Raw genomic sequence first — 21,895 nt, forward strand, 5'->3', positions numbered from 1 at the left:
GCCCCGGAGCGGGGGCGCCCCCGGCGTGGCGGCCGCGGGCCGTGGCGGCCGCGCGCGGGCGGTCGCCGGGACGGGGCCGTCAGGAGGCGGACGCGGAGTCCTGGCTGGCGGGGCCGCCCGGCCTGGGGACCTTCGCGTCGGCCGGGTCGGTCGGATCACCTGATGCGGGCGGGGCGGTCGTCCTGCTGGGTGCGGCCGCGGGGCGGTCGGGTTCCGGCCGTCCGGCCCGGGGACGGCTCTCCGCCCAGGCCATCAGGGTCGGGTCGTCGAGGGAGTCCACCCACAGGTCGGCGAGGGCCGCAGCCTCCGGGTCGGGGCGGGGGCCCACCCCGATGACCCGCAGTCCCGCAGCGAGCGCGGCCTTCATCCCGTTGACCGAGTCCTCGACGGCGAGGGCTCTGCCGCCGGGCACGCCGAGCCGCCGCGCGGCCTCCGCGTAGGTGTCGGGGTGCGGTTTGGGCCGGATCCGGTCGTCCGGTACGACGATGTGCCGGAAGTGCCGGCGTAAGTTCACCGACTCCAGGGAGGACCGGACCACGTCCTCGGGGCAGTTGCTGGCGACGGCCAGCGGCGCGACCCGCTCCAGCGCCCGCACCAGCTCCCGTGCGCCGCGGGTGCTCACCGGCTCGCGGGCGACGAGGGTGCGGAAGGTGTTCAGCAGTTGCCGGGTCATCTCCTCGGCGTGGTCCGGCTCGCCGACGAGTTCGGCCATGAGGGCGCCGCAGTCCTCGTAGTGCAGGCCCTTGGCGCGCTCGGCGAACGCGTCGTCGGGAGCGTGGCCGAAAGCGCGCAGCACGATCGCACGGGCGCGCTGCCAGTGCTGCTCGGAGTCCACCAGGGTGCCGTCGCAGTCGAAGACGACTGCTTCGGGGGTCCAATCCGGGTCCAGCGTGGGGGGTTTGGTCATGTGCTGTTGCCGTTCTCGCGCGGGGCGGAACCGCCGGGAAGGCCGACTGGGTCCGCCGGTCAGGTGCGAAGGTACGCCTGCTGAGGGGTCCTTCACTTCGGGGAAGTGGGAATCCGCAGGCGAAGAGGCCCGGTTGCCGGACACGGTGGTCACACGCAGTCGACTGCGGTGTTCCTGCACGCATTCGGAACCGTAAACACCATGAACGGTACGCTCCGCTTAGCGCGCGAAGGACGTTTGCCAGCGCAATACGCACGTGTGGGTGACCCCGCCCGGCGCGTCCTGGGGCCGGCGGCCCGCGCGTACGGCGCGGCGAGCCGCCCGGCCGACGGGGCGCCAGCCCCGGCCCACGCGGTGCGCCCGGCCGTACGACAGCCTTGCCCCGCCTGGCGAGTCCGGCCGTCGGCGCGGCACCGCGTGGTGGGCTCGGCCGGGGTCGCGGGTGCGGCGCCGCCCGCCTCGCCGCTCGATCCCCCTCTCGGTCCGGCGCCCTGCCCCGCCCTGCCGGGCGGGCGGGGCCTGAGGCGTCGGCCCGTCGTGCGCCTCCGGCGCGCGGGGGGACGTGCAGGGCGTGAGGCGTGGGCGAGGCGTTCCGCGCGGGTGCGTGGGGCGGTGCGCGACCGGAGGCCGCTCCGCACGGGAGGTGTGCCGCGGTGACGCCCCGGTGCGCCGGGCGCGCGGTCCGGCCGACGCCGTGCGCGGCGTGCACGGCCGAACCCGGCTCGTGCGCGGCGGTACGGGGTCGCCACGGCGGCGCGGTACGCGCCCCTGGCGTGCCCGCCCGCCCCGTCCCGCCACCCCACGCCCCCGACTAACCCACCGGAGTGTGAAACACGATCGACTTCGCGGGTTCACGGCGTTGGTCTTGGCAAGGCCGCCCGGGAGGCTTACGTTCGTGCCTCTAGGCCCGTTCTACGGGCGTAGAGGCTCTGACGTGCGTCGAAGGAGCAGCTCATGGCCAACGTCGTCCGCGCGGCCCTGGTCCAGGCCACCTGGACCGGCGACACCGAGTCCATGGTCGCCAAGCACGAGCGGCACGCCCGCGAGGCCGCCCGGCGGGGCGCGAGGATCATCGGGTTCCAGGAGGTCTTCAACGCGCCGTACTTCTGCCAAGTCCAGGAGCCCGAGCACTACCGCTGGGCCGAGCCCGTGCCGGACGGGCCGACCGTCCGCCGGATGCGGGACCTCGCCCGCGAGACCGGCATGGTGATCGTCGTCCCGGTCTTCGAGGTCGAGCAGCCCGGCTTCTACTACAACACCGCCGCCGTGATCGACGCCGACGGCGGCTACCTCGGCAAGTACCGCAAGCACCACATCCCGCAGCTCAAGGGCTTCTGGGAGAAGTACTACTTCAGGCCGGGCAACCTCGGCTGGCCCGTCTTCGACACCGCCGTCGGCAGGGTCGGCGTCTCCATCTGCTACGACCGCCACTTCCCCGAGGGCTGGCGGCAGCTCGGCCTGGGGGGCGCCCAGCTGGTCTACAACCCCTCCGCCACCCACCGCGGCCTCTCCTCCCACCTGTGGCGGCTGGAGCAGCCGGCCGCGGCCGTCGCCAACGAGTACTTCGTCGCCGCGATCAACCGCGTCGGCCGTGAGGAGTACGGCGACAACGACTTCTACGGGACGAGTTACTTCGCCGACCCCTGCGGCCAGTTCGTCGGGGACCTCGCGAGCGACACCGCGGAGGAACTCCTCGTCCGCGACCTCGACTTCGACCTCATCGAAGCGGTGCGGCAGCAGTGGGCCTTCTACCGCGACCGCCGTCCCGACGCCTACGAAGGGCTGGTGCACCCGTGAACGACCTCTACGACCGCCACCGTGCCGTCCTGCCCGACTGGCTCGCGCTGTACTACGAGGACCCGATCGAGATCACCCACGGCGAGGGCCGCCACGTCTGGGACAGCGCGGGCCGCCGCTACCTCGACTTCTTCGGCGGCATCCTCACCACCATGACCGCGCACGCGCTGCCCGAGGTCACCAAGGCGGTCAGCGAGCAGGCCGGCCGGATCATCCACTCCTCCACCCTCTACCTCAACCGGCCGATGGTGGAACTCGCCGAGCGCATCGCCCAGTTGAGCGGCATCCCGGACGCGCGGGTGTTCTTCACCACCTCCGGCACCGAGGCCAACGACACCGCCCTGCTGCTGGCGACGGCGTACCGGCGCAGCAACACCGTGCTGGCCATGCGCAACAGCTACCACGGGCGTTCGTTCAGCACGGTCGGCATCACCGGCAACCGCTCCTGGTCCCCGAGTTCGCTCTCCCCGCTCCAGACCCTGTACGTCCACGGCGGCGTCCGCACCCGCGGCCCCTTCGCCCACCTCGACGACGCCGCCTTCATCGTGGCCTGCGTCGAGGACCTCAAGGACCTCCTCGGCCACACCCGCCCGCCCGCCGCGCTCATCGCCGAACCCGTCCAGGGCGTCGGCGGCTTCACCTCGCCGCCCGACGGCCTGTACGCCGCCTTCCGCGACGTGCTGCGCGAGCACGGCATCCTGTGGATCGCCGACGAGGTGCAGACCGGCTGGGGCCGCACCGGCGAGCACTTCTGGGGCTGGCAGGCGCACGGCCGCAGCGGCCCGCCCGACCTCCTCACCTTCGCCAAGGGCATCGGCAACGGGATGTCCATCGGCGGGGTCGTCGCCGGCGCCGAGATCATGAACTGCCTGGACGCCAACAGCATCTCCACCTTCGGCGGCACCCAGATCACCATGGCGGCCGGCCTCGCCAACCTCAACTACCTCCTGGAGCACGACCTTCAGGGCAACGCCCGCCGGGTCGGCGGCCTGCTCATCGAACGGCTGCGCGCGGTGGCCGCCGGACTGCCCGGGGTGCGCGAGGTGCGCGGGCGGGGACTGATGATCGGCGTCGAACTCGCCCGGCCGGGCACCGACGAGGCCGACCCGAAGGCGGCCGCCGCCGTGCTGGAGGCGGCCCGCGAGGGCGGCCTGCTCATCGGCAAGGGCGGCGGCCACAACACCAGCGCCCTGCGCATCGCCCCGCCGCTCTCCCTGACCGTCGCGGAGGCGGAGGAGGGCGCCGCCGTCCTGGAGAACGCCCTGCGCGCCGCGTACTGAGGCACCCGCACCGAGCACCCGGCGCGAGCCGGCAGAAAAAGGGGGACGTCGCCATGACCATCTCCTCGGACCGCCCCCTGACCGCCCAGCGACCCGCCGCCCCGCAACTCGCCGCCCCGCGACCCGCCGCCCGGCGACCGCCCGAACCCGCCCTGTCCGTGCGGCAGGTGCTCGCCCTGGAGCGGGTGCTCGCCGGGGAGCCCGAGGTGGTGGCCGGCGCCGGCCGGCTCGATCAGCCGGTGCGCTGGGTGCACGTCGCCGAGGCGGCCGACGTCGGCGTGATGCTCAGCGGCGGCGAGATGGTGCTCACCACCGGCGTGCTGCTGGCCGGCGACGAGGAGAAGCAGGCCGAGTACATCCGCTCCCTGCACCGGGCCGAGGCCGCGGCCGTCGTCCTCGGACTCGGCCGGGCCTTCCCCGCCCCGCCGGAGGTGATGCGCCGGGCCGCCGAACGCTGCGGGCTGCCCCTGGTGGTGCTGCACCGCCCGTTCCCCTTCGCGGAGCTGACCGAGGAGGTGCAGTCCCGGCTGGTGCGCCGCAAGTACGCCGCCGTCAGCCTGTCGGAGGCGGTACGCACCGCGCTCACCGCCCTCATCACCGCCGGCGCCCCGCTCCAGGCGCTGCTGGACGAGATCGCCCAGCACACCGCCTGCCCGGTCGTCGTCACCAACCTCGCCCACCGCGTCCTGGCCACCGCGGGGGAGCGGCCCGCGGTGGACGACGTGCTCCGCGACTGGGAGCGCATCGCCCGGCAGGCGTGGGGGCCCGGCCCAGGCCGTTCGGGCGCGGGGGGAGGCGGCGAGGGCGACGGCTGGATCCGCGCCGAGCTCGGCGGGCGCGGCGAGCGGTGGGGCCGGCTGGTGCTGTGCGGCCACCGCGGCGACACCGCCACCGGACGGCTGCTCGCCGACCGCGCCGCCGAAGCCCTCGTCCTGCACCGCATGCTCGGCGGCGCGGCCGGCCGCACCTGGGAGGAGCAGTCCGCGCTGAGCCTGCTCACCGACCTGGCCGGCGGCGCCGTACCCGCCCGCCAGCTCCTGCCCCGGGCCCGGGCGGCCGGACTGCCGGTCAACCGGCGGACGTTCGTGCCGCTGGCCGTCCACGACGCCGACCCCGCCGAACTCGACCGGCTGCTGCGCCTGTTGGGCCTGACCGGGCTGGTCGCCGAACTCGCCGGGGGCGTCGTCGCCGTCCTGCTCAGCCTCGCCCGCGACCAGGACGCCGACGCCCTCGCCGAACACTTCGCCACCCGGCTGCGCGAGGCGCCGGGCGCGGCCGGCACCGTGGTCGCCGCGGCGGGCGCCCGCACCGCCTGGGACGACGTGCCCGCCGGACTGCGCGAGGCCCGGCACGTCGCCGACGCCGTCGCCGGCTCCGCCGCCCGCTGCCTGCCGGCCGTCGTCCGCCTGCGCGACGTCCATCTGCGCGGCCTGATCCGGCTGCTGCGCGAGAACCCGCACGTGCAGTCCTTCGCCGAACGCGAGCTGGACGGACTGCTGTGCGACGCGGGCCAGGACCTGCTGGACGTCCTGCGCACGTATCTCGCCACCGGCCGCAACAAGTCCCGCACCGCCCGGCTCCACCACGTCTCCCGGCCCGCGCTCTACCGCCGCCTGGAGGCCATACAGGGCCGGCTCGGCGTGGACCTCGACGACTTCGAGCAGGCCGCCTCCGTGCACATAGCCCTCCTCGCACACGACGCGCAACAGCAGTGAAACCCGCGACCACCTGGCGAAACAGCGGCGACACAGGGGACGGGGCCACGATGACACGGTGCCACGCCGCACCCCGGCGGACGTGACACCGTGCACCTCGAACCGGCCCCCGTGGTGTCCCTACGCTCAACGCACACCGATCGAGCAGCGGAGGTCCCGATGAGCCGAGTGATCCGAGCCGCCGTCTTCCAGACCGCCTGGACCGGCGACAAGGAGTCCATGATCCGCCGCCACGAGCAGGCGGTCCGCGACGCCGCCGCCCAGGGCGCTCAAGTCCTCTGCTTCCAGGAGCTGTTCTACGGACCGTACTTCTGCCAGGTGCAGGACCCCGCCTTCTACGAGTACGCCGAGCAGATCCCCGACGGCCCGATCACCCAGCGCTTCCAGGCCCTCGCGCGCGAACTGGGCATCGTCCTCGTCCTGCCGATGTACGAGGAGGAGCAGCCCGGCGTCCTCTACAACACCGCCGCCGTCATCGACGCCGACGGCAGCTACCTCGGCAAGTACCGCAAGACCCACATCCCCCAAGTGCGCGGCTTCTGGGAGAAGTTCTACTTCCGTCCCGGCAACAGCGGCTGGCCCGTCTTTGACACCGCCGTCGGCAGGGTCGGCGTCTACATCTGCTACGACCGCCACTTCCCCGAGGGCTGGCGGGCGCTGGGCCTGGCCGGTGCGGAGATCGTCTTCAACCCCTCGGCCACCAGCCGCGGCCTGTCCGGCTACCTGTGGCAGCTGGAGCAGCCGGCCGCCGCCGTCGCCAACGAGTACTTCGTCGGCGCGATCAACCGGGTCGGCGTGGAGGACCTAGGAGACAACGACTTCTACGGCACGTCGTACTTCGTCGACCCCGAGGCGCAGTTCGTCGGCGAGGTGGCGAGCGACAAGGAGAGCGAGCTGGTCGTCCGCGACCTCGACCTCGCCAAGCTGCGGGAGGTCCGCGACCGCTGGCAGTTCTACCGCGACCGCGCCCCGGGCGCGTACGGCCCGCTGACGGCGCCGTAACCGCCGGGCGCCCTGGCCCCGGACCACCCCAGCCGACGACCGAACGAGAGGCCCCCATGAGCCGCCGTACCCTCATCCGCGGCGGTCTCGTCATCACCGCATCCGACGAGATCCACGCCGACGTCCTCATCGAGGACGGCCGTATCGCCGCCCTCGCCGCCACCGGCACCCCGGCCGCCGAGACCCTCACCGCCGAACAGACCATCGACGCCACCGGGAAATACGTGATCCCGGGCGGCGTGGACGGTCACACCCACATGGAGATGCCGTTCGGCGGCACCTACGCCTCCGACACCTTCGAGACCGGCACCCGCGCCGCCGCCTGGGGCGGCACGACCACCATCGTGGACTTCGCCGTCCAGTCCAGGGGCGGCGCCCTGCGCGAGGGCCTGGACGCCTGGCACGCCAAGGCCGAGGGCAACTGCGCGATCGACTACGGCTTCCACATGATCGTCTCCGATGTCACCGAGGAGACGCTGAAGGAGATGGACCTCCTGGTGGAGGAGGGGGTGACCTCGTTCAAGCAGTTCATGGCCTACCCGGGCGTCTTCTACAGCGACGACGGGCAGATCCTGCGCGCCATGCAGCAGGCCGCGGGCAACGGCGGGCTGATCATGATGCACGCCGAGAACGGCATCGCCATCGACGTCCTGGTCGGACAGGCCCTCGCCCGCGGCGAGACCGACCCCCGCCACCACGGCGAGGTCCGCAAGGCCCTGCTGGAGGCCGAGGCCACCCACCGGGCGATCCGGCTCGCCCAGGTGGCGGGCGCGCCGCTGTACGTCGTGCACGTCTCGGCCCGCGAGGCGGTCGCCGAACTGGCCCGGGCGCGCGACGAGGGACTGCCCGTCTTCGGCGAGACCTGCCCGCAGTACCTGTTCCTGTCCACCGACAACCTCGCCGAGCCCGGCTTCGAGGGCGCGAAATACGTGTGCAGCACGCCCCTGCGCCCCCGGGACCACCAGGCGGCCCTGTGGCAGGGCCTGCGCACCAACGACCTCCAGGTGGTCTCCACCGACCACTGCCCCTTCTGCTTCAGCGGCCAGAAAGAACTGGGCCGGGGCGACTTCTCCAAGATCCCCAACGGGCTGCCGGGGGTGGAGAACCGAATGGACCTGCTCCACCAGGCCGTCGTGGACGGCCGCATCTCGCGCCGCCGCTGGATCGAGATCGCCTGCGCCACCCCGGCCCGGATGTTCGGCCTCTACCCGAAGAAGGGCACCATCGCGCCCGGCGCCGACGCCGACGTGGTGATCTACGACCCGCACGCCGAACAGGTCCTCTCCGCCGAGACCCACCACATGAACGTCGACTACTCGGCGTACGAGGGCCGGCGGATCACCGGCCGGGTGGAGACCGTGCTCTCGCGCGGCGAGGCCGTCGTCACCGAGCGGGAGTACACCGGACGCGCCGGCCACGGCGTCTACACCCCCCGCGCCGCCTGCCAGTACCTCGACTAGGAGCGCCGCCCATGGACTTCGGACTCGTCCTGCAGACCGACCCGCCGGCCTCGCGCGTCGTGGAGCTGATGCGGCGCGCCGAGCACAACGGCTTCACCTACGGCTGGACCTTCGACTCCGCCGTGCTGTGGCAGGAACCCTTCGTCATTTACAGTCAGATCCTCGCCCGCACCGAACACCTGAAGGTCGGGCCCATGGTCACCAATCCGGGCACCCGCACCTGGGAGGTGACCGCCTCCACCTTCGCCACCCTCAACGACATGTTCGGCAACCGCACGGTGTGCGGCATCGGCCGCGGCGACTCCGCGATGCGCGTGGCCGGCCGCAAGCCCAACACGCTGGCCCGGATCAGCGAGGCCATGAAGGTCGTCCGGGCGCTCGGCCGCGGCGAGGAGGCCGACCTCGGCGGCGGCGCCGTGGTGAAGTTCCCCTGGGTGCGGCCGGGCGCCGAACTCCCCGTCTGGATGGCCGCGTACGGGCCCAAGGCGCTGAAGATGACCGGCGAGGAGGCCGACGGGTTCATCCTCCAGCTCGCCGACCTCTACCTCACCGAGTACATGGTGAAGGCGGTCAAGGACGCCGCGGCGCGGGCCGGACGGGACCCGGCCGAGGTGACGGTGTGCGTCGCCGCACCCGCCTACGTCACCGCCGACGACTCGCCCGAGGCGCTGGCCCACGCCCGGGAACAGTGCCGCTGGTTCGGCGGAATGGTCGGCAACCACGTCGCCGACCTCGTCGCCCGCTACGGCGAGCACTCCGCCGCCGTCCCCGAGGAACTGACCGAGTACGTCAAGGCCCGCCAGGGCTACGACTACGCCCACCACGGGCGCAGCGGCAACCCGGACACCCGGTTCGTGCCCGACGAGATCGTCGACCGGTTCTGCCTGATCGGACCGGTCGAGGCGCACATCGAGAAGCTGACCGCGCTGCGCGAGCTGGGTGTGGACCAGTTCGCCGTGTACGCCATGCACGACGCACGCGAAGCCGTGATCGACGCGTACGGCCGGAAGGTCATCCCCGTCGTCAACTCCTGAACCACCGTCCCGATCCGATTGGGCTGCCCATGACCGACACCGCGCCCCCGGGCATACCGCCGTCCGGCCAGGTCACCTCCGCCGACGGGCGGGTGGAGATCGCCCCGGGCACCGAACCGCCCAGCGGCCCCTACGCCAACGCGGACCTGCTGCCGGTCCCCGTCGAGCGGCGGACCTGGACGACGTACAACTTCTCGGCGCTGTGGGTCGGCATGGCCCACAACACGGCCTCCTGGACGCTGGCCTCCGGACTGATCGCCGTCGGCATGGACTGGAAACAGGCGGTGTTCACCATCGCCCTGGCCAATCTGATCGTGCTCGCCCCGATGCTGCTCACCGGGCACGCCGGGCCCAAGTACGGCATCCCCTTCCCGGTCTTCGCCCGCGCCTCCTTCGGAGTGCGCGGGGCCAACCTGCCCGCTCTCGTACGGGCGTTGGTGGCGTGCGGCTGGTTCGGCATCCAGACCTGGATCGGCGGCGAGGCGATCTACCTCCTGGCCGGGAAGCTGATCGGCGACCGCTGGGCGAAGGCCGCCGACTTCGGCGGGTACGCCTGGACGATGTGGCTGTCGTTCGCGCTCTTCTGGGTGCTCCAAGTGGCGATCATCCACCGGGGCATGGAGACCGTCCGCCGGTTCGAGAACTGGGCGGCGCCCTTCGTGCTGGTCGGCGCGTTCGTGATGTTGTACTGGATGAGCGACAAGGCCGGGGGCCTCGGACCGCTGTTCGACCAGCCGTCGAAGCTGGGCTGGGGAGCGGACTTCTGGAAGCTGTTCGCCCCGTCCCTGATGGGCATGATCGGCTTCTGGTCCACCCTGTCGCTGAACATCCCCGACTTCACCCGCTACGGCCGCAGCCAGCGGGCCCAGACCCGCGGCCAGGCGCTCGGCCTGCCCACGACGATGACCCTGTTCGCCTTCCTGTCCGTGCTGGTCACCTCCGGCTCGCAGGCCGTCTACGGCCAACCGATTTGGGACCCGGTGCAGTTGGCGGCCAAGACGGACAACGTCGTCGGACTGCTGTACGCGCTGGTGACGGTGCTGGTGGCGACCCTGTCGGTGAACATCGCCGCCAACCTGGTCTCCCCGGCCTTCGACTTCTCCAACATCGCCCCGCGCACGGTGAGTTTCCGCACCGGGGCGCTGATCACCGCCGTGCTCGCCGTGCTGATCCGCCCGTGGAAGCTCTACTCCGACCCGCAGGGCTACATCTTCACCTGGCTCGGCCTGGTCGGCGGACTGCTCGGCACGGTGGCCGGCATCCTCGTCGCCGACTACTGGATCGTCCGGCGCACCCGGCTCGACCTGGCCGACCTGTACCGGCCCGGCGGACGCTACTGGTACACGGGCGGCTGGAACTGGCGGGCGGTGGCGGCGTTCGCGGCGGGCGGCGTCCTCGCCGTCGGCGGCGCGGACTTCCACCCGCTGATCGACGGCCGCCCGATCCCGCCCCTCGAACCGCTCGCCGACTACGGCTGGGCGGTGGGCCTCGGCACCTCACTGCTGCTGTACCTGGCCCTGACCCTCACCGCCGGCCGGGACCGCCGCCCGGCCTGACCGGCCGCCGGGCCGCTCACGGTCCGAAGGACGCACCCGGGCAGGAGTCCACGGCGGTCAGCGCCGTGGCCTCCGCGAGCCGCACCTCGACCCGGCCGGCGTCCGTCTCGACGAGCAGCCGCCCGGCGGCCGTGCGCACCGGCTTCCCGCACACCTGCCCCGCCGGGGTGCGCACCAGCACCCGCGGCCCCTCCTTCTCCGGCCCGTACCAGGTCAGCGCCACGCCCGCGACGAGCATCGCGCCGCAGGCGATGGTCAGCGCCACCCCCCGGGTGAGGGCCCGCACCGTGCGGCGGGTCTCCATGTGGTCGCCGAGGTGCAGCGCGGCGGCCGCGGCCGGCACCCCGGTGGGCAGCCGGACCCCGGTGGGCGCCCCGTGCGCCGCCCGGAGCAGCAGCAGCGCCCCGAGCGTGCCGAACACCAGGCACAGCAGCAGGATCACGCCCACCACGGCGTCGTAGGGCGGGGCCAGCTTGCTCACGTCGGTACGGCCCTTGACCAGGCCGAAGCCGAGCAGCCCGACGAACAGGGCGGCGAGCCCGTTGCGCCAGGCGAGCGCGGCCTCCCGCGCCCGGGCCAGCTCACCGGCCAGCAGCCGCCGGGTCAGCCGCCCGGCCGCCCGGTCGGCGGGCGTCCCCGGCGGCCCCGGCCGCACCCGCCACCGGGCGGTCACCGCCGCTCCACGACGACGTTCCAGTAGGCGCCGCACCCCTTCTCCTCCGGGGGCCGGCCGGGATGCTCGCCGTCGCACTCGCACAGCACCGGGACGTGCGCGGGGCGCGGCCGGCGGCGCGGCGAGCGGAAGACGCGGTCGGTGTGCGTGTAGCCGAAGGCACAGCCGCACCGGGGGCACGCGCCGTGCAGCACGGCCACCCCGTCGTCGGCGGCCTCCACCGTGAGACCGGCCGTGTAGCGCTGCGCGTACTCGCGCCGGGTCGTCTCCAGATACGGCACCGCGGCGCCGGACGCGGGTGCGGGGTTCACCACCGCGGCTCCTCCTTCCGGGCACCGGCCCCGGACGGCCGCTCCGGCCGACGGGTCCGCCGCCGGGCCGTCCTCACGGGGTACGGCCGCCGGTCCGGGACGTACGGTCTCCACCAGGCCCCCAGCATGCCCAGTCGCCGCCGCGGACGCCATCGCCGCGGCGGCCGCGCCCGGAACTCGACCGCCCGGGCGACCGGCCGGCCCCGCGGCCGCCGCGTATCGGGCGGAAACCGTCCGAACACCGGGCGTCGTTGGGCAGGATGCCGAAGAGGCACGCGACGCGCGGTCGCCGGAACGCCTCAGCGGGCACCATGGCGACGGGAGGGGATGCCCCATGACCGAAGCCGGAGCCGTACCGCAGACCGAGCGCCTCGCCGCCGCCCTCGCGGCCACGGCCGAACTGTCCGTACCGGTCGACGCCGACGCGTACGAGGGCGTGCGCGGCGACCGGCTCGACGCGCTCACCGGACAACTCGACGCCCTGCACGCCGAGTCGCCCGGGACCCGGGACGGCACGACCGCCGCGCTGGTGGCGGCCCGGCTCGGCCGGTGTCTCGCGCTGCGCTTCGCGCTGACGGCCCAACCGGACGACCGGGAACGGGCGTCGCAGCTGCTGGAGACGGCCCGCGCCTGCGAGCTGCTGGCCGAGGAGGAACGGACGGCCGCGGACCGGGCCCTCGGGGCGATGCTCGGCTCGCGGCTGTTCCGGCTGCACCGCGAGTTCTCCGGCGGATCCCAGGAACAGTGGTCCCTCCAGCGGATGATGAACGCGTTCGCCGTCGGGGTGCCCGCCGCACAGGGCGGCTCCGGCATGCTGGAGGACAGCCTCCGGCTCGTACGGCTGCTGCTGGAACGCGACCGCCCGGACCTGCCCCCCGAGGCGCGCCGCTACCTGCGCGACTTCGACGAGGTGATCGGCGCGGCGCTCGACGGCGACACCGACGTGCTCGCCCGCAGGGGCCGGCAACTCATCGACTCCACCCCCGGCTTCACCCTGCCGCCGTCGCTGCGCGCCGTGCTGCCCGCCGCGTTCGGCCTCCTCGAGGACGCCTCCGCGCGACCGGCCGGCGACGCGGGACCCTCCGACCTGCGGACCGCCGGCGCGCGCCTCGCCGCCGAGCCGCTCACCGAGTCCGACTGGGCGCAGATCGCGGAGTCCCAGAACCAACTCCTCGCCCTGACCGAGGCGATGGCGCCGGGGACGCTCGCCGAGGAGGACCTGGCCGAGCTGATCGCCCGGCTGACGGGCACCGGGGAAACGGGTCCGGCGTCCGGGCGGTCTAGGCTGATCGCCGCGCTCCTCCACTTCGCCCTCGCCGTGCGCACCGGCGACATGGAAGGCTTCCGCACGGCACTCGGGCTGATGCGCGACGCCTACGCCGACGGCGAGCTGGACGCCGCCTTCTACGACGAATGGCTGCGCGCCATCGTGCCCGGCGTGCTCCTCGGCGCCAGTCTCACCGGCGGCAGCCTCCAGGACCAGGAGACCGCCTGGCTGCTGCTGGAGGCGCAGCGCTGGGACGACGCGGCGGCGAGCGGGACCAGCGCCGTCAGCCTCCGCCTGTGCGGAGCGGCCCTGCGCCTCAACTTCCGGCTGATGTCCGCCCTGGACGACGAGGACGGCGAGGCGGTCGAGGACGTCGTCGAGGCGCTGTGCGAACTGGAACTGGACGACGCCTACGACGACGCCGAGGACTGGATCCACGTCCTCGTCGGCTTCCTGCTCGGCGCCGCCTGCCTGGGCACCGCCAGACTCGCCGGATCGCGGGAGGAGATGACCGACCGGCTGCGCGCGGCGGTGCACCACTTCCAGCAGGCCGTGGACTCCCCGGTCGACATGCCCGCGATGCGCGCCCTCCTCGACGCCTCCTGGGCCCCGCTGATCACCCTGACCGCGATCGCCGAGAACGACCCGGGGCGCATCGCCGAAGGGGTGCGGCGCACCCGGACCGCGCTCGAAAGCCCCGGCTTCACCTCCGACTTCCGCTCCCGGGTGCGCAGCGCGGCGGCCATCGCCCTGCACACCCAGTACACGCTCACCCGCGACCCCGCCCCGCTGGACGAGGCGGTCGCGGAGCTGGAACAGGCCGTGACCGAGCTGCCCGACGGGGTGCCGGGCGGCGCCGACCTGCGCTGGGACCTGGCCGCGCTGCGCGCCGAGCGCGCCGCCGTCCGCCCCGGCACCCCCGAGGGCGACGGCGACCTGCGGGCCGCCGTCGCCCTCGCCCGCACCTCCCTGCGGCTCGCCGCCGACGACGTCCTGCTCCAGCAGGGCGTCGGCCACGGCCTGCGCATCGCGCGCGCCGCCGCCGACCGGGGCCGCAGGGCCGCGTTCTGGGCGGTGCGGGCCGGTCTGCTGGAGGAGGCGGTCGAGGCGCTGGAGGCGGGCCGCTCGCTGGTCCTGGGCGCGGCCGCCGTCTCCGCGGGCGTCGCCGACCGCCTGGCGGACCTCGGCGAGCGCGAACTCGCCGAGCGCTGGCGCGGCACCGCGACCCCGTCCCGCACCGCCGCCTCCCCGCTGGAGCGACTGGCCCGCGCCCGGTCCGGCTCCCCGCTGGAGCTGCTGACCGACCTGAGCGCGGGCACCCTCGACGTGCCCGGCGGGCTGCGCCGCCGCTCGCTTGAGCTGCTGCGCGGCCGGGACGGCGCCGACGACACGCGGCCGGCGTCCGGGTCCGCGGCCGCGCTGCGGGCCGGGCTGCGGGAGACGGGCGCGGACGCGCTCGTGCACCTGGTGCCCGGTGTGGACGAGCAGGACGGCGCCGTCCTCGTGCTTGCCCCGGACGGCCCCGTCCACGCGCTGCCGCTGGCCGCGCTCACCCCCGCCGGGCGCGCCCCCGTCACGGACTACCTGGCGGCCGGCGCCCACCGCCAGCGCCTGGCCGCCGCCGCCGACGACCCCGACGGTCCCGACGTGAACGAGCGGGAGGTCCAGCGCGCCGAACGGCGCTGGCTCCAGGCCCTGGACCGCATGTGCGAGTGGGCCGGCGCCGTCCTCGCCCCCGTACTGGACCACCTCGGGGTGTGGGGGCGCGCGCTGACCGAGGCCGGACTCGTCGCGGGCCCGGCCGGGACCGGGAGCGCCGCCGCGGTGCGGCTGATCCTGGTGCCGTGCGGCGAGCTGGGCGTGGTGCCGTGGCAGGCCGCCGTCCTCACCCCGCCCGCCCGCCACCACGTGCCCCGCACGGTACGGGCCTGCGAGATCACCGTCCTCACGCACGCCGCCTGCGGCCGGGAGTTCCTGCGCGCCGCCGCCCGCCGGCGGATGGACCCCGCCGACCGGCCGGCCCTCGTCTTCCACGGGTACGACGACCTGGCCTGGGCCGAGGAGGAGGTCGACACCCTCGCCGACGTGTACTACCCGGGAGCCGTCGTCCATCGCCCCGACGAACACCCGGCCACCCCCGAGACCGTCCTCGCCCTCCTCGGCGGCCGGGCCGCCGCCCCCGCCTCCCTGGTGCACCTCGCCTGCCACGGACTGGCCGGCCCCGACCCGGCCGGCTCGGCGCTCAAACTCGCCGCGCCCGACGGGAACGACGGCGCGGACCTCACCCTGAGCACCCTGCTGGAGACGCCCGCCGAGGGCGACGCCTTCCGGTCGGCCGGCCCGCTGGTCGTCTGCGGCGGCTGCGAGACCGACCTCACCACCCGCGACCACGACGAGGCGCTCACCGTCACCTCCGTCATGGTGCACCGGCTCGCCGCCGACGCCGTCGGCTCCCGGTGGCAGGTCGACGACCGGCTCTCCGAGATCCTCATGCTCGTCCTGCACGACGCGCTCGCCCGCGGACTGGCCCCGCCGGACGCGCTGCGCGCCGCCCAGCGCTGGATGCTCACCCCGCCCGGCGACCGCCCGGCCGTGCGGGGCCTGGCCCATCTCACCGGCCGCGGCCTCGGCGAGGAACTGCGCGACCGGCCCCACGCCTGGGCCGCCTTCGTCCACCAGGGCAACCCCGCACCGGCGGCGCGCTCCGCCCGGCCCCAGGAAGGAGAACGCCCGTGACGACGTCGGAGGAACTCCTCCAGCTCCTGCACCGGCACTGGACCACGGTCGCCACCGGACTCGACGACGACGAACTGCGCCAACTCGCCGACGTACTCGCCCAGATGCGGGAGCGGGCCGCCGCCGACGACCCGCCCGGCGTCGCCCGCGCCGTACGCCGGCTGCGCCGCACCCTGTCCGCGCTGCCGCCCGAGCACCCCGTCTGCGCCGCGCTCGGCGGCCACCGCTACGCCGCCGGCGCCCGCGAGCTGCCCTCGCCGGCCACGATCGACGCGGTGCTCGACGTACTCGGCGCCCCGCCACCCGATCCCGGCGACCTGCTGCGCACCGCACGCCTGCGGCTCCTGGCCGCGCCCGCCCTCACCGAGGCGGAGCGCGCCGCGCTGCCCGGCGGCCAGGGCGACGCGGCCGGCCTGATCGGACTCCGCGCCGCCGACCGCACCGTCCGCTACCCCCGGTTCCAGTTCCGCACCGGCACCGCCGAACCGCTGCCGGTCGTCCGCCGGATCAACGCGCTGCTGCGCGCCGACCGCGACCCGTGGGGCGCCGCCGACTGGTGGCTGGGCGGCAACCGGTGGCTCGGCGGCGTCCCCGCCGAACTCCTCGGCGCCCTGCCGGACGACCAGCTCGAACGCGCCGCCGCCGAACTCGTGGGGGCACTCTGATGGTCGGCCAACTCCCGCCCCGCGAAGCGGTGATGACGCCGCTGCTCACCACCGTGCCCGCGGACACCCTGCTGTGGCGCTGCCACGAGGAGCGGTACGAGCCCGGCGCGTTCAACCCGAGCGTCGCGCACGAGTTCTTCAAGGGCAGCCGCTTCGACCCCACCGAGAAGGACCCCTACCCCTATCTCTACGCCGCCCTGGACCCGGTCACCGCGCTGTCCGAAGTGCTGCTGCGCTCGGTCGAGTTCAGCGACCGGGGCGCGGTGCGCCAGATCCCCTGGGCGCAGGCGTCCCGCTACGCCCTCTCCGCGGTGCGCACCACCGAGGACCTCACCCTGGTCGACCTCACGACCGCAGAGGGGCTGGCCGCCGTCTGGCAGGACGACTGGCTGATCGACACCGAGGAGTACGCCGGCACCCGGTACTGGGTGCGGGTGATCCGCGAACGCGGCGCCGGCGTCCAGGGGTTGTGGTGGACCTCCAAGCGCTGCCGCCCGCGCCCGGCGCTCCAGCTGTTCGGCGACCGCTGCCCGGCCCGGCCCCTCACCGGCCGGCCGGAGGAGCACCTGCGGCTGGCGTCGCCGGACGACGTACGCGAGGTCAACCGCCTCCTGGCCCCGCTGCGCGCGGTCGTCTCCGCTCCGCGGGACTGACCGCACGGGCCCGCACACCGCCGCCCCGGTCCGTCGCGACGGACCGGGGCGGCGGGGCGCGGGCGTAGCGGCGGGGCGCGCCGCTCAGCGTTCGCGGACCGACTCGCGGCGGGCCGCCGACGGGAGCAGCGGCCAGTTCTGCGAGAGCCGCATCGCGGACTCGGTGACGGCCGGGTCCTTGGCCGCCCCCATCACCCCGTCGAGATAGGCGTGGGCGGCGGCCTCGTAGATCTGGCGGGTGGCGGCGATCCGCGCGTCGGCGGCCTCCCGGCGGTCCTCCTGCCGGGCCTGCGCCGTGCTCTGCCGGGCCTGCGCGGCCTCGGCGGCGGCCACCGTCTCCGCGCGCCGCCGCAGCAGCCCCGTACGGTTCTCCAGCGCCGTGCGGTAGGCGTCCAGGAACGGGTGCTCCCGGAACAGGCCGAGCAGGAACCCGACCCCGCCGGAGAGCAGCAGCAGCGCGCAGAACAGCCAGGTCACCGTCTGTGTCGTCAGGTGCAGCCGGTCCACCAGCGTGCTGGTGTCGGCCGCCGTGCCGCCCAGGCCGCGGAAACCGCCCGTGCCGCCCGTCGCGGGCGCCGGAGTGTCGTGCTGGGTCACGAACTTGGCGCGCAGCGAGCCCAGCAGCCAGGTCAGGAAGCCCCACACGCCCAGCAGCGACAGCGAGGGCAGCCATCCGCGGCGCGGCGATCCGGTGGCCGAGCGCCAGCGCAGCATGAGCCCGGCCAGGTGCGGCAGGATCAGCATGACGACGGCGGTGGAGACCGCCAGGGTGCCGGACATGAGGTCGCCGCCGGTGCTGCCGACGCCGTGGAAGGGCTGGTAGGCGACCCAGTAGACGGGCATCTCGACGGCCATGATGACCAGCAGCAGGGCCCAGGTCATCCACCGGGGCAGTCCGGGCCGGGTCTGCAACCCCTCCCAGGCGTGCGCCGAGGGCTGGTCGCGCACACCGGCGCGCGCGGCGCGGTGCAGTTCGTCCAGGCCCACGGGCGGCGTGCCCCCGCCCTCCGGCGCGGCGCCGGTCAGCCGCACCGTCTGCCAGTCGTCGCCCTCCGGTTCCGCGCGCGGGGCCTTGACGGCGTCCGGCCCGGACCCGTCACCCGGGCCGTCCGGCCCTGCCGCGCCCGGCTCGCCCGCGCCTGCGGGCGGCGGGGGAGCGGCGGGCGGCTGCGCGGCGTCCGGGAAGCGGGCGCGCAGCCAGCGCTCCTCCACCTGTTCGCGCAGACTGTCCCTGAAGCGCAGCCAGCGCGCGGACCGCACCGCGAGCAGGTCGAGCTGGCCCCGGGCCGTCGTGACCTCCTGCTGGGCCTCGCGGATCCGCTCGGTGAGGACGGTGATCTCGGTCCGGCCCGCCGTCACCTCCGACGCGGTCTGCGCGTCGGCCAGGCGCGCCGCCTCCTCGGCGCCGCTCAGCTCCTCCTCGACGCGGTGCACGTGGGCGTTGCGCACCGAGGCCAGCTCCGCGAAGTACGGCACCCGGTCGCCGCTGCCCAGCACCCACGGATCGAGTGCGCCGCGCCTGGCGGCGCGCCCGCCCCGCTTGCGGGCGGTCCGCAGCAGGGCGAGCCCGGCCCGGTCGTCGAGGACGAGCGGACCGCGTACCCGCCCGCGTCGGCTTACCGCGCCACGCGCCGGCGTGCGCCGGGCGGGGTCGCCCTGCCGGGCGGTCCCGCCGATGAACGGCAGCCGGCGGGCCGGCCGCCGCCGTCGCCGAGGTTCCTCAGCGCTTGTACTCGTTGTCGACATGTGCCTCGGCCCTCCCCTCGATGGCCTCCGTCCAGAAGGCCTCGAAGTCGTCGGCCTTGCTGGGGTTCGCCCGGAACTGCATGCCGAGCCCGACGGGGAAGACGTCCATCCCCTTGATGCCGGGCAGGCCCCGGGCCTTGACGAGCGAGTCGATGACCCCGGCGCGCCGCGCCTTGGTCGAGATGTCCTTGCGGGACAGGACGAACTCGGGGTCGGCCTGGTCGAAGTCGCTCACGACGAGCAGCTTGGGCACCGGGCCGCCGGAGGGCACGGCCTCCCCGATCCGGGCCAGCGCCCCCCACACGTCCGAACCGCCGTCCTTGCGGGCGCAGGCCAGTTCGTCGAGCGCCGCGCCGGCCGCGGCCTGCCGGGCGTTCGCGCGCTGGGTCTTCTGGTCCGTGGTCGCCCCGTGCGGCGGATCGAGGTCCACCTGGTCCTCCCGGCAGGTCGAACTGCGCGAGGAACGGGTGATGGGGGCGTAGTCGAGGGTTCCGCACTTCTGGTCGTCCAGGAAGCCGATGAGGCTGTCCTTCAGCTTGGCCTCCGCGTCGAACCCGCCTTTCGCGGCGCCCGACCCGGAGCCGTCTATGACCAGCCCGCAAGGGGTGGTGAGGGCTTCCTCCTGCTTGCTGCACGAGGTGAGCGCGGCGAGCGCGCACATCAGCGGGACGACGGCGGCGAGCCGGCGGGCGGCGCGCACGGAGGACCGGCGGCCGGTCGTGGTGGGCCGGCGGGCGGCCCTGGCCGAGTGATGCACGATGACGTTCCTTGGCCTTCCTGCGAGACGGGGAGCGGTCATCCCCGGTGGACGCTGTTCACGGCGTCGCCGCCGCGGGCGGGCGCGGACCGCCGCGCGCCGACTGGTGGTCGAGGATGTGCAGGGCCTGCGCGACCGCCGACGGGTCCGGGCCGGCGGCCGCCGGCCGCGGGCCGTACCAGCGGTCGCTGACCAGCCCGTCGTCCATCCGGTCCCAGGTGTCGTCCAGCGTCACGTGCCCGGGCAGGAAACCGGCGGGCCGGACCCCGTCCACGCCGCCGTCCTGCCGGACGCCCGCCCACACCTCGTCCCAGTAGCAGGCGAGCAACTGGTTGGACTCGAAGGCGATCTGCTGGGCCTGCTCCCGGCAGACCGAGGCGGCCGAACGCCACTGGCCGACCATCTGCCCGAACCGGGCCAGCGCGGCCGGCGCGGGCTCCCGGCGCACGGTGTACTGGGTCACCACCCGCACCGACTCGGCCTGGATGCGCACGTGCAGGGCGCGGTGCGCGGCGAGGGTGCGCGAGCGCAGCCGCGCCGTGCTGCGCCGGACCTGGGCGCGCAGGCCCAGCACATAGGGCGGCAGGGCGTCGTCCGGGAGGGTTCCCGCGGCGACCGCTTCGGCCAGGAGTTCCCTGAGCCCGGCGGCGTCGCGCCGGCCGTGCAGCCGGGCGCGCGCCGAGGAGAGGCGGTTCGTCCGCAGCCTTCGGGCCCGGTCTCCTAATGGGCCGATGTTGATCATTTCTGAGCGCCCCCATTCCTCGCGGTTCGTCCGGGTGGGAGCCACCGCGATGGGGGAGAGAGTAGCGGACGGAAAACCGCTTCGTGAGGCGTCGAGTTCGGCGGAATTGATCATTCCCGGGGGAGTTCCGGAAAACAACCGGATCCCGCCCGGCGTGGAACCGGGCGGGCGTCTTCGGGCAATTGCGGACGGCCCTCGGCGCACTGGATACTCCGAAGCGGCGCGAGGAGGTAAGGCCGTGGAAATTCGTCTCGACGGGACGCACTACCCGGTGTCGACCCTTGGCCCGGGACAGCGGCTCGGCGTGTGGTTCCAGGGCTGTTCGCTGGGGTGTGCCGGCTGTATGTCCCGGCACACCTGGGACCCCGGGGCGGGCACGTCCACCATGGTCGGCGACGTGCTGGCGCGCTGGAAGGAGGCGCTCGCCGGCGGGGCCGAGGGCCTCACGGTCAGCGGCGGCGAGCCGCTCCAGCAGCCCGCGGCGCTCGCCGCGCTGCTGGCCGGCGCGGCACGCCTGCGGGACGGGGCCCGGCGCCACGAGGGGAGCGCCGGGCCCCGCCCCGTGGACCTGCTGGTGTACACGGGCTACGAACCGGGGGAGTTGACCGCCGAGCGGCGTACGGCGCTGGCCCGCGCGGACGCCGTGATCACCGGCCGGTTCCGCGTCGCCGAGCCCACCCGGCTGCTGTGGCGCGGCTCGGCCAACCAGCGGCTGATCCCGCTGACCCCGCGCGGCGCCGCCCGCTACGCCCCCTACCTGGCACGGGAGTCGGGGGACCGGCGCCTCCAGGCGGCCACCGGGGCGGACGGCGCGCTGCGGATCTACGGGGTGCCGCTGCGCGGCGAACTGGCCGAGCTGGAACGGCGGCTCAGGGCCGCGGGCGTGGGGCTCACGGAGCGGAGCTGGCGGCCATGAGCAACCGGGCGCGGCTCTCCTTGAGCGTCACCAGCAGCACCGACCAGGCCGGGTCGCGGCGCAGTTCCTCCTCGACGGCGCCCAGCAGCGCGCGCGCCGCGGTCTCGGCGGGCAGTCCGCCGCTGCCGGCGCCCAGCAGCGGGAAGCAGATCGAGGACATCGGCAGGGACAGGAAGTCCCGCTCGCGGCGGGCCAGTTCGAAGGAGGCACGGACGGCCTCCGGCAGGACGGCGGGCGTCACGTGGTAGTGGTCGCCGTCGCCCTCCGGGGTGGCGATCGCCGCGTGGTGGATGCGCCGCACCCCCTGCGCGGCCAGGGCGCCGGAGGAGGTGGCGACGACCGTGCCCGGCCGCACGGGCAGGCCGGCCCGGCCGTGCGTGCGCTGCCACACCCGCAGTTCACGCGAGAGCACGTCGTCCACGACCTCGCCCGCCGCGTCCCGGACGGCCGCCGCCCGGCGCAGCGCCCCGGACACCGTGGAGCGGAAGGTCTTGGACATCTCCAGGTACGTGTTCTCCGAGGAGACGAGGATGTCCACGTCCCGCACCCGTTCGATCGGGCAGACCCGCACGGTGATCCGGCCCGGCGCGGCGCCCGCGCCCGGTCGGGCGCCGGGGAACCGGGGGCGCGGGGGCGGCACCCGGGCGCCGGCCCGCACGGCGTGCGTCGGCGGGGCCG

The 21,895-nt window shown here is 74.8% G+C and carries 18 protein-coding genes; 11 read left to right on the forward strand and 7 right to left on the reverse strand.

What is annotated here, in order from left to right; all coding sequences use genetic code 11:
* Nucleotides 1-79: 79 nt before the first annotated feature.
* Nucleotides 80-907 carry an HAD family hydrolase gene (locus ABEB07_RS06170; protein WP_345667363.1) on the reverse strand — a complete coding sequence of 276 codons (828 nt, stop codon included), beginning with the start codon at nucleotides 905-907 and terminating at the stop codon, nucleotides 80-82.
* A gap of 954 nt (nucleotides 908-1,861) precedes the next feature.
* On the opposite strand from ABEB07_RS06170, the gene ABEB07_RS06175 reads away from it, so the two are divergent.
* From ABEB07_RS06175 to ABEB07_RS06205, 7 genes are all read left to right on the forward strand, one after another.
* Nucleotides 1,862-2,704, forward strand: coding sequence for a nitrilase-related carbon-nitrogen hydrolase (locus tag ABEB07_RS06175; protein ID WP_345667364.1), 843 nt, complete (start codon nucleotides 1,862-1,864; stop codon nucleotides 2,702-2,704).
* The gene (locus tag ABEB07_RS06180; protein WP_345667365.1) at nucleotides 2,701-3,984 is read left to right on the forward strand and encodes an aspartate aminotransferase family protein; all 1,284 of its coding nucleotides are present in this window, start codon (nucleotides 2,701-2,703) and stop codon (nucleotides 3,982-3,984) included. The genes ABEB07_RS06175 and ABEB07_RS06180 overlap by 4 nt, the downstream gene beginning before the upstream one ends.
* Before the next feature lie 53 nt (nucleotides 3,985-4,037).
* Nucleotides 4,038-5,699, forward strand: a complete 1,662-nt coding sequence (locus tag ABEB07_RS06185; protein ID WP_345667366.1) for a PucR family transcriptional regulator — start codon at nucleotides 4,038-4,040, stop codon at nucleotides 5,697-5,699.
* A 159-nt stretch (nucleotides 5,700-5,858) separates the two neighbouring features.
* The gene (locus ABEB07_RS06190) at nucleotides 5,859-6,701 is read left to right on the forward strand and encodes a nitrilase-related carbon-nitrogen hydrolase (RefSeq protein ID WP_176151105.1); all 843 of its coding nucleotides are present in this window, start codon (nucleotides 5,859-5,861) and stop codon (nucleotides 6,699-6,701) included.
* 56 nt (nucleotides 6,702-6,757) lie between these two features.
* Nucleotides 6,758-8,161, forward strand: a complete 1,404-nt coding sequence (gene hydA, locus ABEB07_RS06195; RefSeq protein WP_345667367.1) for a dihydropyrimidinase — start codon at nucleotides 6,758-6,760, stop codon at nucleotides 8,159-8,161.
* 11 nt (nucleotides 8,162-8,172) lie between these two features.
* Nucleotides 8,173-9,195, forward strand: coding sequence for a TIGR03842 family LLM class F420-dependent oxidoreductase (locus ABEB07_RS06200; protein WP_345667368.1), 1,023 nt, complete (start codon nucleotides 8,173-8,175; stop codon nucleotides 9,193-9,195).
* A 29-nt stretch (nucleotides 9,196-9,224) separates the two neighbouring features.
* Nucleotides 9,225-10,751, forward strand: a complete 1,527-nt coding sequence (locus ABEB07_RS06205; RefSeq protein ID WP_345667369.1) for an NCS1 family nucleobase:cation symporter-1 — start codon at nucleotides 9,225-9,227, stop codon at nucleotides 10,749-10,751.
* A 16-nt stretch (nucleotides 10,752-10,767) separates the two neighbouring features.
* On the opposite strand, the gene ABEB07_RS06210 is transcribed toward ABEB07_RS06205, so the two are convergent.
* Both ABEB07_RS06210 and ABEB07_RS06215 read right to left on the reverse strand, forming a co-directional pair.
* The gene (locus ABEB07_RS06210) at nucleotides 10,768-11,424 is read right to left on the reverse strand and encodes a hypothetical protein (protein WP_345667370.1); all 657 of its coding nucleotides are present in this window, start codon (nucleotides 11,422-11,424) and stop codon (nucleotides 10,768-10,770) included.
* Nucleotides 11,421-11,735 (reverse strand): hypothetical protein, encoded by a 315-nt coding sequence (locus ABEB07_RS06215; protein WP_345667371.1) that lies wholly within the window; start codon nucleotides 11,733-11,735, stop codon nucleotides 11,421-11,423. The genes ABEB07_RS06210 and ABEB07_RS06215 overlap by 4 nt, the downstream gene beginning before the upstream one ends.
* A 334-nt stretch (nucleotides 11,736-12,069) precedes the next feature.
* On the opposite strand from ABEB07_RS06215, the gene ABEB07_RS06220 reads away from it, so the two are divergent.
* The 3 genes from ABEB07_RS06220 to ABEB07_RS06230 are packed head-to-tail and all read left to right on the forward strand — an operon-like array spanning nucleotide 12,070 to nucleotide 17,056.
* Entirely contained in the window at nucleotides 12,070-15,738 is a 3,669-nt protein-coding gene (locus ABEB07_RS06220) for a CHAT domain-containing protein (protein ID WP_345667372.1), read from the forward strand.
* Nucleotides 15,735-16,403 carry a hypothetical protein gene (locus ABEB07_RS06225; protein WP_345667373.1) on the forward strand — a complete coding sequence of 223 codons (669 nt, stop codon included), beginning with the start codon at nucleotides 15,735-15,737 and terminating at the stop codon, nucleotides 16,401-16,403. Before ABEB07_RS06220 ends, ABEB07_RS06225 begins: the two co-directional genes overlap by 4 nt.
* Nucleotides 16,403-17,056 (forward strand): RES family NAD+ phosphorylase, encoded by a 654-nt coding sequence (locus ABEB07_RS06230; RefSeq protein WP_176151112.1) that lies wholly within the window; start codon nucleotides 16,403-16,405, stop codon nucleotides 17,054-17,056. Before ABEB07_RS06225 ends, ABEB07_RS06230 begins: the two co-directional genes overlap by 1 nt.
* A gap of 84 nt (nucleotides 17,057-17,140) precedes the next feature.
* Here ABEB07_RS06230 and ABEB07_RS06235 read toward each other — a convergent pair whose 3' ends face one another.
* Genes ABEB07_RS06235 through ABEB07_RS06245 form a run of 3 tightly spaced genes read right to left on the reverse strand, consistent with a single transcriptional unit; the run spans nucleotide 17,141 to nucleotide 20,301 of the window.
* Entirely contained in the window at nucleotides 17,141-18,802 is a 1,662-nt protein-coding gene (locus ABEB07_RS06235; RefSeq protein WP_345667375.1) for a hypothetical protein, read from the reverse strand.
* Nucleotides 18,777-19,559: a hypothetical protein gene (locus ABEB07_RS06240; protein ID WP_345667376.1), complete on the reverse strand. Its 783-nt coding sequence runs from the start codon at nucleotides 19,557-19,559 to the stop codon at nucleotides 18,777-18,779. The genes ABEB07_RS06235 and ABEB07_RS06240 overlap by 26 nt, the downstream gene beginning before the upstream one ends.
* Before the next feature lie 58 nt (nucleotides 19,560-19,617).
* Complete coding sequence (locus ABEB07_RS06245) at nucleotides 19,618-20,301, reverse strand: hypothetical protein (RefSeq protein ID WP_345667377.1); 684 nt, start codon at nucleotides 20,299-20,301, stop codon at nucleotides 19,618-19,620.
* 238 nt (nucleotides 20,302-20,539) lie between these two features.
* Between ABEB07_RS06245 and ABEB07_RS06250 the strand changes: the two genes are divergently transcribed.
* Entirely contained in the window at nucleotides 20,540-21,217 is a 678-nt protein-coding gene (locus ABEB07_RS06250) for a 4Fe-4S cluster-binding domain-containing protein (RefSeq protein ID WP_345667378.1), read from the forward strand.
* Here the strand turns inward: ABEB07_RS06250 and ABEB07_RS06255 are convergent.
* A partial coding sequence (locus ABEB07_RS06255) for a macro domain-containing protein (protein ID WP_345667380.1) occupies nucleotides 21,192-21,895 on the reverse strand: 704 nt, incomplete at its 5' end. The genes ABEB07_RS06250 and ABEB07_RS06255 overlap by 26 nt on opposite strands.

Source organism: Streptomyces similanensis (assembly GCF_039543625.1).
In the GTDB taxonomy this organism is placed as follows: Bacteria; Actinomycetota; Actinomycetes; order Streptomycetales; family Streptomycetaceae; genus Streptomyces; species Streptomyces similanensis.

Coding starts and splice junctions, on each gene's coding strand:
- ABEB07_RS06170 (WP_345667363.1), bottom strand. CDS start 907: ATGACCAAACCCCCCACGCTGGACCCGGATTGGACCCCCGAAGCAGTC.
- ABEB07_RS06175 (WP_345667364.1), top strand. CDS start 1,862: ATGGCCAACGTCGTCCGCGCGGCCCTGGTCCAGGCCACCTGGACCGGC.
- ABEB07_RS06185 (WP_345667366.1), top strand. CDS start 4,038: ATGACCATCTCCTCGGACCGCCCCCTGACCGCCCAGCGACCCGCCGCC.
- ABEB07_RS06190 (WP_176151105.1), top strand. CDS start 5,859: ATGAGCCGAGTGATCCGAGCCGCCGTCTTCCAGACCGCCTGGACCGGC.
- hydA (WP_345667367.1), top strand. CDS start 6,758: ATGAGCCGCCGTACCCTCATCCGCGGCGGTCTCGTCATCACCGCATCC.
- ABEB07_RS06200 (WP_345667368.1), top strand. CDS start 8,173: ATGGACTTCGGACTCGTCCTGCAGACCGACCCGCCGGCCTCGCGCGTC.
- ABEB07_RS06205 (WP_345667369.1), top strand. CDS start 9,225: ATGACCGACACCGCGCCCCCGGGCATACCGCCGTCCGGCCAGGTCACC.
- ABEB07_RS06220 (WP_345667372.1), top strand. CDS start 12,070: ATGACCGAAGCCGGAGCCGTACCGCAGACCGAGCGCCTCGCCGCCGCC.
- ABEB07_RS06230 (WP_176151112.1), top strand. CDS start 16,403: ATGGTCGGCCAACTCCCGCCCCGCGAAGCGGTGATGACGCCGCTGCTC.
- ABEB07_RS06235 (WP_345667375.1), bottom strand. CDS start 18,802: ATGTCGACAACGAGTACAAGCGCTGAGGAACCTCGGCGACGGCGGCGG.
- ABEB07_RS06245 (WP_345667377.1), bottom strand. CDS start 20,301: ATGATCAACATCGGCCCATTAGGAGACCGGGCCCGAAGGCTGCGGACG.